Origin of the sequence: Methylobacterium sp. 1973 (assembly GCF_040545035.1) — a bacterium.
Lineage (GTDB): Bacteria > Pseudomonadota > Alphaproteobacteria > Rhizobiales > Beijerinckiaceae > Methylobacterium > Methylobacterium fujisawaense.
Window position 1 is genome coordinate 37,241 of sequence record NZ_JBEPLA010000009.1, and the last position, 13,287, is coordinate 50,527.

At 70.0% G+C, this 13,287-nt stretch carries 13 protein-coding genes; 4 read left to right on the forward strand and 9 right to left on the reverse strand.

Annotated features, from left to right (window positions below; genetic code table 11):
* The first annotated feature begins 51 nt into the window (after positions 1 to 51).
* Positions 52 to 837, forward strand: coding sequence for a hypothetical protein (locus tag ABIC70_RS18090; RefSeq protein ID WP_354440434.1), 786 nt, complete (start codon positions 52 to 54; stop codon positions 835 to 837).
* A 485-nt stretch (positions 838 to 1,322) separates the two neighbouring features.
* Positions 1,323 to 2,969 carry an ATP-binding protein gene (locus ABIC70_RS18095; RefSeq protein WP_354440436.1) on the forward strand — a complete coding sequence of 549 codons (1,647 nt, stop codon included), beginning with the start codon at positions 1,323 to 1,325 and terminating at the stop codon, positions 2,967 to 2,969.
* Between the two features lie 55 nt (positions 2,970 to 3,024).
* Here the strand turns inward: ABIC70_RS18095 and ABIC70_RS18100 are convergent, their stop codons facing one another.
* The 7 genes from ABIC70_RS18100 to urtA all read right to left on the reverse strand — a co-directional run bounded on the left by ABIC70_RS18100 (position 3,025) and on the right by urtA (position 9,781).
* Positions 3,025 to 3,309 (reverse strand): hypothetical protein, encoded by a 285-nt coding sequence (locus ABIC70_RS18100; RefSeq protein WP_354440438.1) that lies wholly within the window; start codon positions 3,307 to 3,309, stop codon positions 3,025 to 3,027.
* A gap of 160 nt (positions 3,310 to 3,469) precedes the next feature.
* Positions 3,470 to 3,607 carry a hypothetical protein gene (locus ABIC70_RS18105; RefSeq protein ID WP_236952905.1) on the reverse strand — a complete coding sequence of 46 codons (138 nt, stop codon included), beginning with the start codon at positions 3,605 to 3,607 and terminating at the stop codon, positions 3,470 to 3,472.
* A 371-nt stretch (positions 3,608 to 3,978) separates the two neighbouring features.
* On the reverse strand, positions 3,979 to 4,674 hold the full coding sequence (gene urtE / locus ABIC70_RS18110) for an urea ABC transporter ATP-binding subunit UrtE (RefSeq protein WP_043347553.1): 696 nt from the start codon (positions 4,672 to 4,674) through the stop codon (positions 3,979 to 3,981).
* 2 nt (positions 4,675 to 4,676) lie between these two features.
* Positions 4,677 to 5,474, reverse strand: a complete 798-nt coding sequence (urtD, locus tag ABIC70_RS18115) for an urea ABC transporter ATP-binding protein UrtD (protein ID WP_075379988.1) — start codon at positions 5,472 to 5,474, stop codon at positions 4,677 to 4,679.
* Positions 5,471 to 6,625 (reverse strand): urea ABC transporter permease subunit UrtC, encoded by a 1,155-nt coding sequence (urtC, locus tag ABIC70_RS18120; protein ID WP_043756577.1) that lies wholly within the window; start codon positions 6,623 to 6,625, stop codon positions 5,471 to 5,473. The genes urtD and urtC overlap by 4 nt, the downstream gene beginning before the upstream one ends.
* A gap of 5 nt (positions 6,626 to 6,630) precedes the next feature.
* Positions 6,631 to 8,205 (reverse strand): urea ABC transporter permease subunit UrtB, encoded by a 1,575-nt coding sequence (gene urtB / locus ABIC70_RS18125; RefSeq protein WP_354440441.1) that lies wholly within the window; start codon positions 8,203 to 8,205, stop codon positions 6,631 to 6,633.
* A gap of 280 nt (positions 8,206 to 8,485) precedes the next feature.
* On the reverse strand, positions 8,486 to 9,781 hold the full coding sequence (gene urtA / locus ABIC70_RS18130) for an urea ABC transporter substrate-binding protein (protein WP_182592933.1): 1,296 nt from the start codon (positions 9,779 to 9,781) through the stop codon (positions 8,486 to 8,488).
* Between the two features lie 326 nt (positions 9,782 to 10,107).
* On the opposite strand from urtA, the gene ABIC70_RS18135 reads away from it, so the two are divergent.
* Entirely contained in the window at positions 10,108 to 10,326 is a 219-nt protein-coding gene (locus tag ABIC70_RS18135) for a DUF6894 family protein (protein ID WP_182592934.1), read from the forward strand.
* Between the two features lie 308 nt (positions 10,327 to 10,634).
* On the forward strand, positions 10,635 to 11,414 hold the full coding sequence (locus tag ABIC70_RS18140) for a Crp/Fnr family transcriptional regulator (RefSeq protein ID WP_043756572.1): 780 nt from the start codon (positions 10,635 to 10,637) through the stop codon (positions 11,412 to 11,414).
* Between the two features lie 49 nt (positions 11,415 to 11,463).
* Here the strand turns inward: ABIC70_RS18140 and ABIC70_RS18145 are convergent, their stop codons facing one another.
* Together ABIC70_RS18145 and ABIC70_RS18150 are read right to left on the reverse strand one after the other, a co-directional pair.
* A complete protein-coding gene (locus ABIC70_RS18145; RefSeq protein WP_043355062.1) occupies positions 11,464 to 12,180 on the reverse strand; it encodes an HWE histidine kinase domain-containing protein in 717 nt (238 codons plus the stop codon).
* 57 nt (positions 12,181 to 12,237) lie between these two features.
* Positions 12,238 to 12,969 (reverse strand): Crp/Fnr family transcriptional regulator, encoded by a 732-nt coding sequence (locus ABIC70_RS18150; protein ID WP_053609776.1) that lies wholly within the window; start codon positions 12,967 to 12,969, stop codon positions 12,238 to 12,240.
* Between the last annotated feature and the right edge of the window lie 318 nt (positions 12,970 to 13,287).

Below are 13,287 nucleotides of genomic sequence, written 5' to 3' on the forward strand. Positions count from 1 at the left end.
AAGGGCCGGGGCATGAGGCGATCGGGACACGGGGTCGGACGTGCGGCCCGCATGCGGCGTCTGGCGGGTCTGGGCCTGGCGGGGCTGTCCGGACTGGCCGCCCGGCCCGCTGCGGCCGATCCCGACCTCGCCATGCTGCCGCATGCCACGGTGCTGGCGGCGATCTGCGGGCGGCCCGCCGACAAGGAAGCCGAGACCTGCCGGATGAAGGACGGCCGCACGGCGGAGTTCTGGACCGCCGCGATGTTCTCCACCGAGACCGGGAGCTGGTTCACCGGGTTCGTCACGATGCCGGCGCCGGGCGAGGATGCCGCTGCGCCCAACCGGCGGAGCGTCGCGGCCGCCACCTACGCCCTCAAGGACATGCGCTGGCGTCTCGAGGGGGTGCAGACCCTGTCCGGGCGGATCGGGACCGGAAACCGCAACGGCAGCGCCCCGGCGGTGGACGAGCAGCGAGGCGCGGTGTTCAAGCCGCTGAGCCGGGGGCGCCTCCTGATGGGCCTGCGCCTTGCCGCTTCCGGTGCGGCCGGGGCCCGCGACTTCTCCTTCCTCCTCCTGCAGTTCTACGGGGCGCCGACGCGCTGGGTGCTGGCGGGTGAGGTTTCGGCCGGCTCGGACGGCTCGGCCGCCTGCGTCGAGGAGGAGCCCTGCCGGATGGGCACGAGCGAGGGCCGGCTGGAGATCCGGCCGGAGGATCCCCGCGATCCCGCCGCGTGGCCCCCGGTCCGGGTCACCCTCAGCGGCACCGTGCTGGGCGCGGACGGCAGCCTGCGTCCGGCCACGGACCGGGATGCCCGCCTCTATCGATTCGACCCGGCCGCCGGCACCTACCGCTGAGGCCGGCCACCCGGCCGGCCTCCCGGAGGGCCACCCGCCACGCCACGGGGTGCCGGTCGCCGGGAGCACTCGGCCGTGGAGCGAGACTATTTTTGCAGTGTCGTAAACAAGATCACACTGAATATTTTCCAAATCGATGTTGTTGTGATGATCGGACTGGGCTGTGCCGAGGATTGTCGAGGATTGTATAGCCGCCCGGCGCCCGGAAATGCCGTCCGCGTCGCCCGATCGCCCCTTCTTTTTACCACTGGTAGTGCTGCTCACCCTCAGGTAGGCTTGAGAGATCTGTCCTCGGTCGGCGACGGTTGCGGCCGTTACCCGGGTCCGGGCGGTGATACGGCTGGGCAGTTCGCACGATGACGCGACAGCAGGATACCGAGGCCGGCAGGAGGGGGGGCGGGCCGTATGCCGGAGGCGCAGCCCCCGTGAAGTCCCGGGACGGCGTCGGGGCCGTGCCGTTCGCTTCCGGCCCGGCCTGATCGCCGATGTTCCAGCCGCGCCGCCAGCGGGACGAGGCGTACGACAACGAGAAGGCGCAGGCCCTCATCCGAGCCGTCGTCATCGGCTGCGCCTGCCTGTATCTCCTGCCCCAGATCTACGGTGGCATCGCCCCGCCGGAAGCCCGGTTCGTCGCCTATCTCGTGACCGGCCATTGGGTCTTCGCCGTCGCGCTGTACGGTTGGATCGCCCGGCATCCCGGCAGCAACACGCCGCGCCGCGTCGTCACCTTCGCCCTCGATCTCGGCGGAATGACCTACGCGATGGCCGTGGGCGGCGCGCCGTTCCTGCCGCTCTACGCGATCGTCATCCGGCTGATCGTCGGCAACGGCCTGCGCTACGGGGGCACCTCCCTGAAGGCGTCAACAGCCGCGGCCCTGGTCTCGCTCGCGGTCACGACGTATTTCAACGCGTACTGGCGCGGCAATCCGTTTCTCGTCCTGACCCTGGCGGCCATCACCGTCCTCGTGCCGACCTACATCTACAGCCTCCTGGAGCGTCTGCGCCGCGCCTATGAGCGCGAGCAGGAGGCGAACCTGTCCAAGTCGCGCTTGCTGGCTCAGGCGAGCCACGATCTGCGCCAGCCGATCCATGCCATCAGCCTGTTCACCGCCTGCCTGCGGGACGCCCCGCTGGGTCGGGAGGAACTGCAGATGGTCGAGAACATCGACCGGTCGCTGCAGAGCGTCTCGCGCCTGTTCAAGTCGCTTCTGGATATCTCGACCCTCGACAGCGGCCGGGTGGTGCCCCGCCCCGAGCCTGTCCCGGTCAACGACATCCTCGACGACGTGTGGCGCCAGAATTCGGAGGCCGCCCAGCTTGCCGGGACGGTCCTGCGCCGCCGTGCCTGCGCCAGCGTCGTGGACACCGACCGGGCGCTGCTCACGACGATGCTGCAGAACGTCGTCAACAACGCGATCAAGTACGCGCCCGGCCGGCCGATCCTGATCGCGTGCCGGCGGCGGGGCGGTCGGCTCGCCATCCAGGTCTACGATCGCGGCCCGGGAATCCCGGCCGAGCATCAGGACAGGGTCTTCGACGAATTCTACCAGATCCGCCGCCGCGGCGACCGGGACGTCGAGGGCGTGGGCCTGGGCCTGCCGATCGTCCGGCGGCTCGGCGCGCTGCTGGACCTGGCGGTGACGCTGCGCTCGGTGCCGGGGCGCGGAACCTGCGTGACCATCGGCGACCTCCCCCTCGCCGAGGCTCCGGTGCCCGCGGCCCCGCGCGACGCCCTCGACCCGCCGGCGACGATCGGCGGGCTGCGCGTGCTGCTGGTGGAGGATGACGGCGCCGTCCTGCGGGCGACGGCCAGCCTGCTGCGCAAATGGGGATGCCGCGTTCAGGCCGAGGCCGGGATCCCCGCTGCGCTGCCCGAGATCGACCTCCTCATCACCGACTTCGAACTCGGGAGCGGCGTGACGGGAACGGAATGCATCGCGGCGGTCCGCGGCCTGGCGGGCCGTGCGCTGCCGGCGGTGGTGATGAGCGGCCATGACGAGGCGCGCGTGCGCGAGGATCTGGGCGCACCGGACATCCCGATCCTCTCGAAGCCGGTTCGGCCGGCCGAGCTGCGCTCCGTCCTCGTCGCCGCCAGCATCAGGCTGCGCCCGCGGCCGGTGCCGGTCGCGTGAGGCCGGCGCGCATGCGGTCGCGGATTTCCCCTTACCGGGCCCATTGCCGGGCCCCTTACCGGGCCAGATCGCGCCGGTCCTTGCCGGTATCCTTGCCGGGACGCTCCGTCCCCTCCCCGCCGGCCTGAGGGTCGATCATCGCCTTCAGCAGCGCGTCCCGGGTGAGGCCGTGCTCGGCGGCGATCTGCGAGACGATCCGGAGCGCCTGGGCGGCGGGGGAGCGGTCGGTCACCGGCAGCCGTGCGAAGGCCTGGCTGACGCGCGTGCCCGCCACGTATCCGATGACGATCCCGACGATCACGCCGCAGGCTCCGGCCAGGATCAGGACGCCGATCTTCATGAGTCACCCGTCAGCGGTTGCGAGGCTGGCGCCTTCTGACCCTCCTGCGCGGGTGCTTTCAAGCCGGATCGTGCCGGCCCGGCAGCCGGCGGGACGCCCGCGTCGCGCGGAGCCCGATTCTCACAGGCGGGCGATGGCGTGACCGAATCGGTCGCCGCCGTCAGCCCTGCTCCGCGCGGTCCGCACCGTCGCGCGATTCGGCCTCTCGGCGGGCCGCGCGGGCCTGGGCGATGAGGTCGATGGCCGTCAGCGCGGCGTTCGCCCCCGTGCCGCCGGCCAGCAGCAGGCCCGGCGGCATCGTCCGGATCTGGGGGCGGCCGCTACGACCGCCGCGGCGTCCGGTTCTTCGATCGGTCGCGTTCGTCATGAGGCCCCACCGCCTGTCAGCGCGGACCGGTCTGCGGACGCGGCCTTGGTAGGGAGATGGTGACCAGCTCGCCGGTGATCGGATCCAGGATCGTCATGGGCGCCCCCGTGGTTGACCCCCATGGCGAACCCAAATTGTGGTTTAACCTTGGCCGAACGAGGCGGTGAACACAGATTTCGTGACCGATTTTCCGGTTGCCCATCGTCTGATTGCTGAACATCCGTCCAAATAATCGGATCGGAGGGCCGGATTCCCAAGTGCCTCCGGCGCAGCACCGGCAGGGGCGTGGCGACCGGCGCGCCCTACACCGACATCCACCGGAGCACGTCGGCCTCCACCATCCCGGCCCGGGGGCCGGCCAGCACCACCTGCCCGCGATCCATCACCGCGTAGGAATCGCAGAGGTCGCGCGCCCACGCGAAATACTGCTCGACCAGCACGATCGCCATCTCGCCCTTGGACCGGAGATAGGTGATCGCCCGGCCGATATCCTTGATGATCGAGGGCTGGATGCCCTCCGTGGGCTCGTCGAGCACGAGGAGCTTCGGCCGGGTCACCAGCGCCCGGGCGATGGCGAGCTGCTGCTGCTGGCCCCCCGAGAGATCGCCGCCGCGCCGGTGCAGCATGTCCTTGAGCACCGGGAACAGGTCGTAGATCTCCCCCGGGATGTGGCGGTCGCGGCGCTTCAGCGGCGCGAAGCCGGTCTCCAGGTTCTCCTTGACGGTGAGCAGCGGGAAGATCTCGCGGCCCTGGGGCACGAAGGCGATCCCGGCCCGCGCCCGGTCGTAGGGGGCGAGGTTCTGAATGGGACGGCCGTCGAGCCGGATCGCGCCGGAGCGCACCGGCTGCTGGCCGACGATCGCCCGCATCAGCGAGGTCTTGCCCACGCCGTTGCGGCCGAGCACCGTCGTCACCCGCCCGGCCTCGGCCGTCAGGGAGACGCCGCGGAGCGCCTGGGCGGCGCCGTAATAGAGGTCGATGCCTTCGACACTGAGCATGGTCATCGTCCCAGATAGACTTCGACCACCCGCGGGTCGGCCGAGACCGCGTCGATCGAACCCTCGGCCAGCACTGCGCCCTCGTGCAGGCAGGTGACCCGGCAGCCGAGGTCGCGGACGAAGTGCATGTCGTGCTCCACCACGAGGACGGCGTGCTCGCCCGCGATCCGCCGGAGCAGCCGGGCGGTCTCGGCGGTCTCGGCGTCGGTCATGCCGGCCACCGGCTCGTCGACCAGCAGGAGCTTGGGATCCTGGGCGAGGAGCATGCCGATCTCCAGCCACTGCTTCTGGCCGTGGCTGAGATCGGCGGCCGGGCGGCCCCGGTGGGCCAGCAGGCCGACGGTCTCCAAGAGGGCGTCGATCCGCGCGGCCTCCACCCGGTTGCGCCAGCCGAACAGGGAAGCGAAGGCCGCGCGGGGGCCTTTGAGGGCGAGGAGGATGTTGTCGGCGACCGTGTGGCTCTCGAACACGGTCGGCTTCTGGAACTTGCGGCCGATGCCGAGGTCGGCGATCGCCGGCTCGTCGCTCCTGAGCAGGTCATGGGTGCCGTCGAACAGCGCGATGCCGCTGTCCGGCCGGGTCTTGCCGGTGATGCAGTCCATCATGGTGGTCTTGCCGGCGCCGTTCGGCCCGATGATCGCCCGCAACTCGCCGCGGGCCAGGGTCAGCGACAGGCCGCGCAGGGCCTTGTAGCCGTCGAAGGTGACCCGCAGGTCGTCGAGGTAGAGGAGCGCGTCCGTCTCCCGCTTCCGGTTGGCGGGACCCCGGGCGTCCGGGCGCTCAACGAGGTCGGTGCTCACGAGCCCTGCCCTTCTTCGGCGAGTTTCGGGGCGATGTCGGGCTCCGGCGGCAGCGTGGCGGCGGCGCGCCGGGAGCCGAGACGCTCGATCGCGGTGCCGACGAGGCCGCGCGGCAGGAACAGCGTCACGACCACGAACAGGCCGCCCAGCGCGAACAGCCACGCGTCGGGCATCGCGCCGGTGAGCACGGTCTTGGCGTAGTTGACCAGCACGGCGCCCAGAGCTGCGCCGACCAGCGTGCCGCGCCCGCCCACCGCCACCCAGATCACCGTCTCGATGGAGTTGGTGGGGGCGAACTCCCCCGGGTTGATGATGCCGACCTGCGGCACGTAGAGGGCGCCGGCGACGCCCGCCATCATGGCCGAGACCGTGAAGGCCAGCGTCTTGAAGTGCTCCGGCCGGTAGCCGAGGAAGCGCGTGCGGCTCTCGGCATCGCGCACGGCGATCAGGATCTTTCCATACGCCGAGACCGTCATGACCCGGGCGATCAGGTAGCCCGAAGCCAAGGCCACGCCGGTCGCCACGAAGATGCCGACGCGGAAGTTTTGGGACTGGACGGAAAATCCCAGAAGATCCTTGAAGTCCGTGAGGCCGTTGTTGCCGCCGAGGCCCATGTCGTTGCGGAAGAAGGCGAGCATCAGCGCGTAGGTCAGCGCCTGTGTGATGATCGACAGGTAGACGCCCGTGACCCGCGACCGGAAGGCGAGCCAGCCGAACACGAAGGCGAGCAGCCCCGGCACCAGCAGCACCATCAGGGCCGCGAAGGCGAAGTGGTCGAAGCCCAGCCAGTACCAGGGCAGGGCCTTGTAGTTCAGGAACACCATGAAGTCGGGCAAGACCGGGTTGCCGTAGACGCCCCGGGAGCCGATCTGGCGCATCAGGTACATGCCCATCGCGTAGCCGCCCAGCGCGAAGAACGCCCCGTGGCCGAGCGAGAGGATGCCGCAATAGCCCCAGACGAGGTCGAGGCTCACCGCGAGCAGCGCGTAGGCGAGGTACTTGCCGAACAGCGAGACGAGGTAGGTCGGCAGGTGCAGGCCGGAGCCCTCCGGCACCGCGAGGTTCAGCACCGGCACGGCGCCGCAGAAGGCGGCCAGGACGGCGAGGAAGATCCAGCCCTTCAGGTCGATGAGAGGGGGGCGGGACGGCATGGGGCTCACGATTCCACCGCCCGGCCCTTGAGCGCGAACAGGCCGCGCGGGCGCTTCTGGATGAACAGGATGATGAAGACCAGGAGGCCGATCTTGGCGAGCACCGCGCCGACATACGGCTCGGCGAGCTTGTTGACGACGCCGAGTGTCAGCGCCGCCACCAGCGTCCCCCAGAGGTTGCCGACGCCGCCGAACACGACCACGAGGAACGAGTCGATGATGTAGCCCTGGCCGAGATTGGGCGAGACGTTGTCGATCTGCGACAGCGCCACCCCGGCGATGCCGGCGATGCCGGAGCCGAGCCCGAAGGTCAGGGCATCGACGTAGGGGGTGCGGATGCCCATGGCGGCGGCCATGCGCCGGTTCTGGGTGACCGCCCGGGTCTTCAGGCCGAACGACGTTCTTCTGAGCACGAACAGCAGGCCCAGGAACACGGCCAGCGCGAACGCGATGATCCACATCCGGCCCCAGGTGATCGACAGGCCGTAGAAATCGAAGGCGCCGCTCATGAAGGCGGGGGCGCCGACCTCGCGGTTGGTCGGACCGAAGATCGAGCGCACGCCCTGCTGGAGCGCGAGGCTGACCCCGAAGGTGGCGAGCAGCGTCTCCAGCGGGCGCCCGTAGAGGAAGCGGATGATGAACCGCTCGATCAGCACGCCGACGAGGCCGGCGACCAGGAACGCGCAGGGGATGCTGATCGCCAGCGACCAGCCGAACAGGGACGGCGCCTGGGTGCGGATCAGCTCCTGCACGCCATAGGTCGTGTAGGCGCCGAGCATCACCATCTCGCCGTGGGCCATGTTGATCACGCCCATCACCCCGAAGGTGATGGCGAGTCCGATGGCGGCGAGCAGCAGGACCGAGCCCAGCGAGATCCCGTACCAGACGTTCTGGAGGGCCCCGAGGATCGCGAGCCGCGTCTCGATCGCCGCGATGCCCCGGGCGGCGGCATTGCGCACCGCCTCGCTCGAATCCGCCGCCAGACCGCGCAGGATGCCCATCGCGTCGCCATCGCCCCGGGCCTGGATGGCGGGAATTGCGGCAATCCGGTCGGTCTCCGCGGTGCCGGGCCTGGCGAGCAGCACGGCGGCGCGGGCCTCGGTCAGCGCCTGCCGGACGGGCGCGCTGGTCTCGCGCGCCAGGGCGGCGTCGAGGGCCGGCAGGGCCGCCGCGTCCCTTGCCTTGAACACCGCGTCGGCGGCGATGCGCCGCTTTCCCGGATCGGGGCTCGCGAGGTCGAGCTGCCCGCGGGCGGCCTCGATCGCCCGGCGGACCCGGTTGTTGGCGCGCACGGGCTTGAGGTCGGGACTGTCGGCGGCGGCGGCGCCGGTCCGGGCGTCGACCAGAGTGCCGCCCTGCCGGATCAGCAGGGTCCTGTCGGCGGGGCGCACCAGCAGCCGTCCGTCCGACAGGGCCGACAGGATCGCGTCCGCGCGCGGGTCGCCGCTGGCGGCGAGGCCGGAGACGCCCGCCTCGATCTCGGTATAGCCGTCCCCGGCGAGCTGGCCGTAGGGATCGGGCGCCTGGGCCAGCGCGGGGGCGGCCAGCAGCAGGACGAGGAGGGTGAGGAGACGGAGCATCGAGACTTTCGTTGCGCCTGGGAAGCGGGACGGGGACGCGTGCGGCACCTGAGTTCGCCAACGGGCGGCCGCGGTCTGCACGGATCGGTCGATGCGAGGCGCGACAGGCCCCCTCTCCCGTACGGGAGAGGGTTGGGGTGAGGGGTGCGCGCTGTCCGGAAGGACCCGATCCCTCACCCTGTCCCTCTCCCGCACGGGAGAGGGGACCCGCGCCTCACCGCGATCCGAAGGTGCCGGACCGAACTGGAGGTCCGGCACCTCCGTTCAGCGGGAGCGCCCCTCAGGCGCCGCCGCAGGTCTTGGTCTTGGTGTTGTAGTTGCCGCACTTGAGCTTGACCCAGTCGGCCTCGAGGTCCTTCGAGCCCTCGAGCTGCTTCGACCACGCCTCGCCGGGGATCAGCGTGTCGGTCTTCCAGACCACGTCGAACTGGCCGTTCGCCTCGATCTCGCCGATGAAGACCGGCTTGGTGATGTGGTGGTTCGGCAGCATCGTGGCGGTGCCGCCGGTGAGGTTCTTCTGCTCGATGCCCGGCAGGGCGTCGATCACCTTGTCGGGGTCGGTGGTGCCGGCCTTCTCGACCGCCTTCACCCACATGTTGAAGCCGATATAGTGGGCCTCCATCGGGTCGTTGGTGACGGCCTTGGGGTTCTTCTTGAACGCCTGCCACTTCTTGATGAAGGCCTCGTTCTCCGGGGTCTTGATCGATTCGAAGTAGTTCCAGGCGGCGAGGTGGCCGACCAGCGGCTTGGCGTCGATGCCGGCGAGCTCCTCCTCGCCCACCGAGAAGGCGACGACCGGGATGTCGGTGGCCTTGATGCCCTGGTTGCCGAGCTCCTTGTAGAACGGCACGTTGGCGTCGCCGTTGATGGTCGAGACCACGGCGGTCTTCTTGCCGGCCGAGCCGAAGGCCTTGATCTTCGACACCTCGGTCTGCCAGTCCGAGAAGCCGAACGGCGTGTAGTTGATCAGGATGTCCTCGTCCTTGACGCCCTTGGACTTGAGATAGGCTTCGAGGATCTTGTTGGTGGTGCGGGGGTAGACGTAGTCGGTCCCCTCCAGCACCCAGCGCTTGGCGCCGCCGCCATCCTCCGACATCAGGTAGTCGACGGCCGGGATCGCCTGCTGGTTCGGGGCGGCGCCGGTGTAGAATACGTTCCGCTCGCTCTCCTCGCCCTCGTACTGGACGGGGTAGAACAGGATGTTGTCGAGTTCCTTGAACACCGGCAGCACCGACTTGCGCGACACGCTGGTCCAGCAGCCGAACACGGCCGCGACCTTGTCCTTGCTGATCAGCTCGCGGGCCTTCTCGGCGAAGAGCGGCCAGTTCGAGGCCGGGTCGACCACCACCGGCTCCAGCTTCTTGCCGAGCACGCCGCCCTTGGCGTTCTGCTCGGCGATGAGCATCAGCATCGCGTCCTTGAGGGTGGTCTCCGAGATCGCCATCGTGCCCGACAGCGAGTGCAGGATGCCGACCTTGATGGTCTCCTGAGCCCGCGCGGGGCTTGCCCCCAGGGCGCCCATCGCGAGCCCGGCGGCCAGCGCGGCGGCCGAAGCCCAAGTTCCAAATGCCTTCATGGCGGTCCCCTGCGTCGTCTTCCTTGCGACGGTTCGGGGCTTCGCAAATCGTATGCCACATATTTAGGCATGCCTCATCGCGCGGCGGCCCGGCCGGAGCGGCGCACAGATGGGCGGCGTTTCGCCCGCGAGACCGGCAGCTTCATGCTGCTTCGGGCGGCGGCGGGATCAACCGGTGGGCATCTGCCATCGGGTTTTCGCCGACACGTTGATCGGGCGCGGATCGATGCCACTTACCTCAACCCGCGGCGCGCGGACGCGTCGCCCGACGGGCGGCAGCCCGCGGGCGGGTCGAAATCGGGTCCGGGCCTGTGCAGAAGGATGATATGGCAGAGCGCTACTATTTTCGCCTGAGCAGCGACGGCGAGACGATCGAGGACGAGGTGGGCGTCCTGGCCGCGTCGATCGCGCAAGCGGAAGCGGAAGCGCTGGTGCTGATCGAGGAGTTCCGGCGCGCCGGCGATCTGCCGGACGCCGGGGAGGGCTGGCGCATGGAGATCCACGACGGGGCCGGCACCGTCCTGCGCACGCTTCGGCTTTCCTGATGCGCCGGGCTCACCCGCGCGATCCGGCCGAGCCTGGGCCTGACGGGCGGGTCTGCACGGCCTTCCCGTCGCGTGGCTCGTCCCGGCGCAGGCTGTGGATCCCAAACGGTCCGGCTCTTGCCCGGTTCTGCTGAACGCCGCATCCGGGCAGCGGTATGCCCGGCCGTTCAATGGTCCGGCGGATCGAGGCCGTCGGCATCCGGGGCCGGACGAGACGGTGATGTGATGACCCGAGGGAGTAGGAATAGGCGGTCGCGCGTTTACGCTGGCGCGGCTCGTGACGCGGCGCGGTCCTTCCGGAACATCCCTTGAACCCCTTCCTTCGCAAGCTGGCGCTGCGCGCAGACCTGGATGAGGCCGACATGGCCGCGCTGGACGCTGCGACCAGCGCGACCGCGCAGGTCGAGGCGGGGCGCGACTTGGTCTCGGAAGGCGAGCGGCCCGACGCCGCCTACGTGATCCTTCAGGGATTTGCCTGCCGCTACAAGCTCGTGCCCGACGGGGGGCGATCGATCCTCGCCTATCTGGTGCCCGGCGACGGCTGCGACCTGCACGCCTCCCTCCTGAACCGGGCGATCCACTCCGTGGCGACGCTGACGCCCTGCACCGTCGCCTCCGTGCCCTACCGGACGATCAAGGAGCTCGCCGCCCGCCGGCCCAACATCTACCGCGCCCTGTGGTGGTCGGTTCTGGTCGACGAAGCCGTGCTCCAGGAATGGCTGGTCGGGGTGGGGCGCCGGTCCGCCGACCGGCAGGTCGCCCATATCATCTGCGAACTCTTCGCCCGCCTGAATGCCGTCGGCCTCGGCCTGGAGCCCGACTACCGCCTGCCGCTGGCGCAGTCGGAACTGGCCGACACGGCGGGGCTCTCGAACGTCCACCTCTCGCGGGTCCTCTCGGATCTGCGCAGGGCCGGACTGATCGAGAGCGGACGCAAGAGCGTGCGCGTGCCGAACCTGAAGCGACTGCAGGACTTTTCCGGCTTCACGCCGGATTACCTCCTCCTGCCCGGATCGACCCAGACCCCGGAGGCGCTCGGCGCGCTCCCCCAGATGACCGGCCAGGTGCGGGCGGCGTCGGGACCGTGAGCGCCGCCGGGGCCGGTGGGGGCCCGCATCGTCCTCCCGGGCCCGGATCTCACCGGCTGTCGCCGTCCCACGCCGTCTCGGGATCCTCGGCGACGTGGCGCCCGATCCGGGCGGTGAGCGGCACGCGGATCGCGCAGCGCAGCCCATCCGGCGCAAAGTGCAGATCGACCGCCGCGCCGAGCTCGTAGGCCAGCATCTCCGTCAGCACGTCCGTGCCGAAGCCGCGCCGGCACGGGGCCGTGATCCCGCTGCCGCCGGTCTCGGCCCAGGCGAGGCTGAGGACAGGCGGCTCGACCTCCAGGTTCACCCGCCACGTGGCGCGGATCCGGCCCTGCGGGAGCGCCAGGGATCCGTGCTCCACCGCGTTGCTGGTCAGTTCGTGCAGGGCCAGCGCAAGAACCTGGGCGGTCTTGGGGCGGAGGCGGACCCGCGGGCCGGCGAGGGTCGCCTGCTCCCCTTCCCGCGCGAGGTGGAACATCAACTCGTCGGAGATCAGGGTGTGCAGGTCGGCATCGCCGAACGCGTCCGTCGCGGCCTGCACGCGCATGATCGCGCCGAACCGTCCGTCGAGATGCGCCACGTAGCTCTCGACATCCGCGGCGCTCTCGGCGGACCGGTGCATGACCGTGCGCAGCATCGCCATCGTGTTGCGCATCCCGTGGCGCAGGCTGTCCGGAAGGCCGGCTTCGTCGAGCAGCCGGCGCAGGCGTGCGTTGTCGGCCTCCAGAGCCGAGAGTCGCTCCGCCGGGTCGCGAGGGTCTGTCATGCCGGGCCACTCCGGATGTCGTTCAACCTGCCTCAATCGCCACGGGGCCGGCAGGGTTCAGCATGCGACGATGCGGTCGACCTCCGTGCGGTGCAGATAGGCGGCGTCGAAATGCGCGAGCCGGGCGAGCGCCGCCGGGTCGTGGATGGTCAGGCGCCGGCTGCGCAGGGTGATCAACCCCAGGCCGCGCAGCTCCTGAAGCGTCCGATTGATGTGCACGCTGGTCTGGCCCATGGCGTCGCCGAGATCGTTCTGCGTCATCGGCATCGCGCAGGTATTGCCGTCCGCCAGCCCGATCGCCGTCAGCCGCGCATGCAGCTCGCAGAACAGGTGGGCGAGGCGCTCGATGCCGGTCCGGCTGCCGAGGCTGACGGTCCACTCGCGCTGGATCGCCGCGGTGGCCAGGCTCTCGCGATGGAAGGCCAGGTCGAGCCGCGGGCTGCGGGCGGTCAGATCCCGCATCGCGGTGCCGGAGATCTGGCCGAGGAGCACGGGCGTGATCGCCCCGATCGTGTGATCCATCTCGTCGAGGAGGAACACATGCGGATCGCACGGATCCCCCGGAAGCAGGAGCGAGACGATCTGGCGGCGCCCGTTGGCGAACTGCCGGTACCGGCAGGCCCAGCCGTCGAGGATCACGTTGATGGCGCGGGGATCGTCGCCCTCGTGGATGATGTCGGTGCGCGGGGCGACCATGCGGCTCGGGCCCATGGCGTCGGCCAAGCACATCCGGTCGTCTTCCGAGAGCCGGACGTAGCAATTGAGCTTGTGCGCGAGCGGGCTTGGCATGGCTGCATCTCCGCAACGGCCTGAGCGTGCAACCCTACATTTTGTTTCCGCGCATGAATACTTACATGGATTAGTTTATGCTACCACAAGGTGTCTTTCCGTCCCTGCTGCCGGGCCGATCCGCCGGCGTTCGGGCTCTGTCGCCGCGCCGGCAGGGCAAGATCTGGCCGTCCCGTGCGGCCCGTCGGCGCGACGATGGAGGCGATCTCGTGCCGCCGCTCCCCGGCGGGAGAATGTTCGCGTGTCGTCCTGAAATTGGAAAGACTGTGCTTTTGACTTCATCCGCGCTGAGCAGCAGGATTTGAACAGCAGGAGCGT

Excerpts from the sequence above, each read along its gene's own strand:
- ABIC70_RS18090 (WP_354440434.1), top strand. The coding sequence starts at position 52 with ATGCGGCGTCTGGCGGGTCTGGGCCTGGCGGGGCTGTCCGGACTGGCC.
- ABIC70_RS18095 (WP_354440436.1), top strand. The coding sequence starts at position 1,323 with ATGTTCCAGCCGCGCCGCCAGCGGGACGAGGCGTACGACAACGAGAAG.
- ABIC70_RS18100 (WP_354440438.1), bottom strand. The coding sequence starts at position 3,309 with ATGAAGATCGGCGTCCTGATCCTGGCCGGAGCCTGCGGCGTGATCGTC.
- ABIC70_RS18105 (WP_236952905.1), bottom strand. The coding sequence starts at position 3,607 with ATGCCGCCGGGCCTGCTGCTGGCCGGCGGCACGGGGGCGAACGCCGCG.
- urtE (WP_043347553.1), bottom strand. The coding sequence starts at position 4,674 with ATGCTCAGTGTCGAAGGCATCGACCTCTATTACGGCGCCGCCCAGGCG.
- urtC (WP_043756577.1), bottom strand. The coding sequence starts at position 6,625 with ATGCCGTCCCGCCCCCCTCTCATCGACCTGAAGGGCTGGATCTTCCTC.
- urtB (WP_354440441.1), bottom strand. The coding sequence starts at position 8,205 with ATGCTCCGTCTCCTCACCCTCCTCGTCCTGCTGCTGGCCGCCCCCGCG.
- urtA (WP_182592933.1), bottom strand. The coding sequence starts at position 9,781 with ATGAAGGCATTTGGAACTTGGGCTTCGGCCGCCGCGCTGGCCGCCGGG.
- ABIC70_RS18135 (WP_182592934.1), top strand. The coding sequence starts at position 10,108 with ATGGCAGAGCGCTACTATTTTCGCCTGAGCAGCGACGGCGAGACGATC.
- ABIC70_RS18145 (WP_043355062.1), bottom strand. The coding sequence starts at position 12,180 with ATGACAGACCCTCGCGACCCGGCGGAGCGACTCTCGGCTCTGGAGGCC.
- ABIC70_RS18150 (WP_053609776.1), bottom strand. The coding sequence starts at position 12,969 with ATGCCAAGCCCGCTCGCGCACAAGCTCAATTGCTACGTCCGGCTCTCG.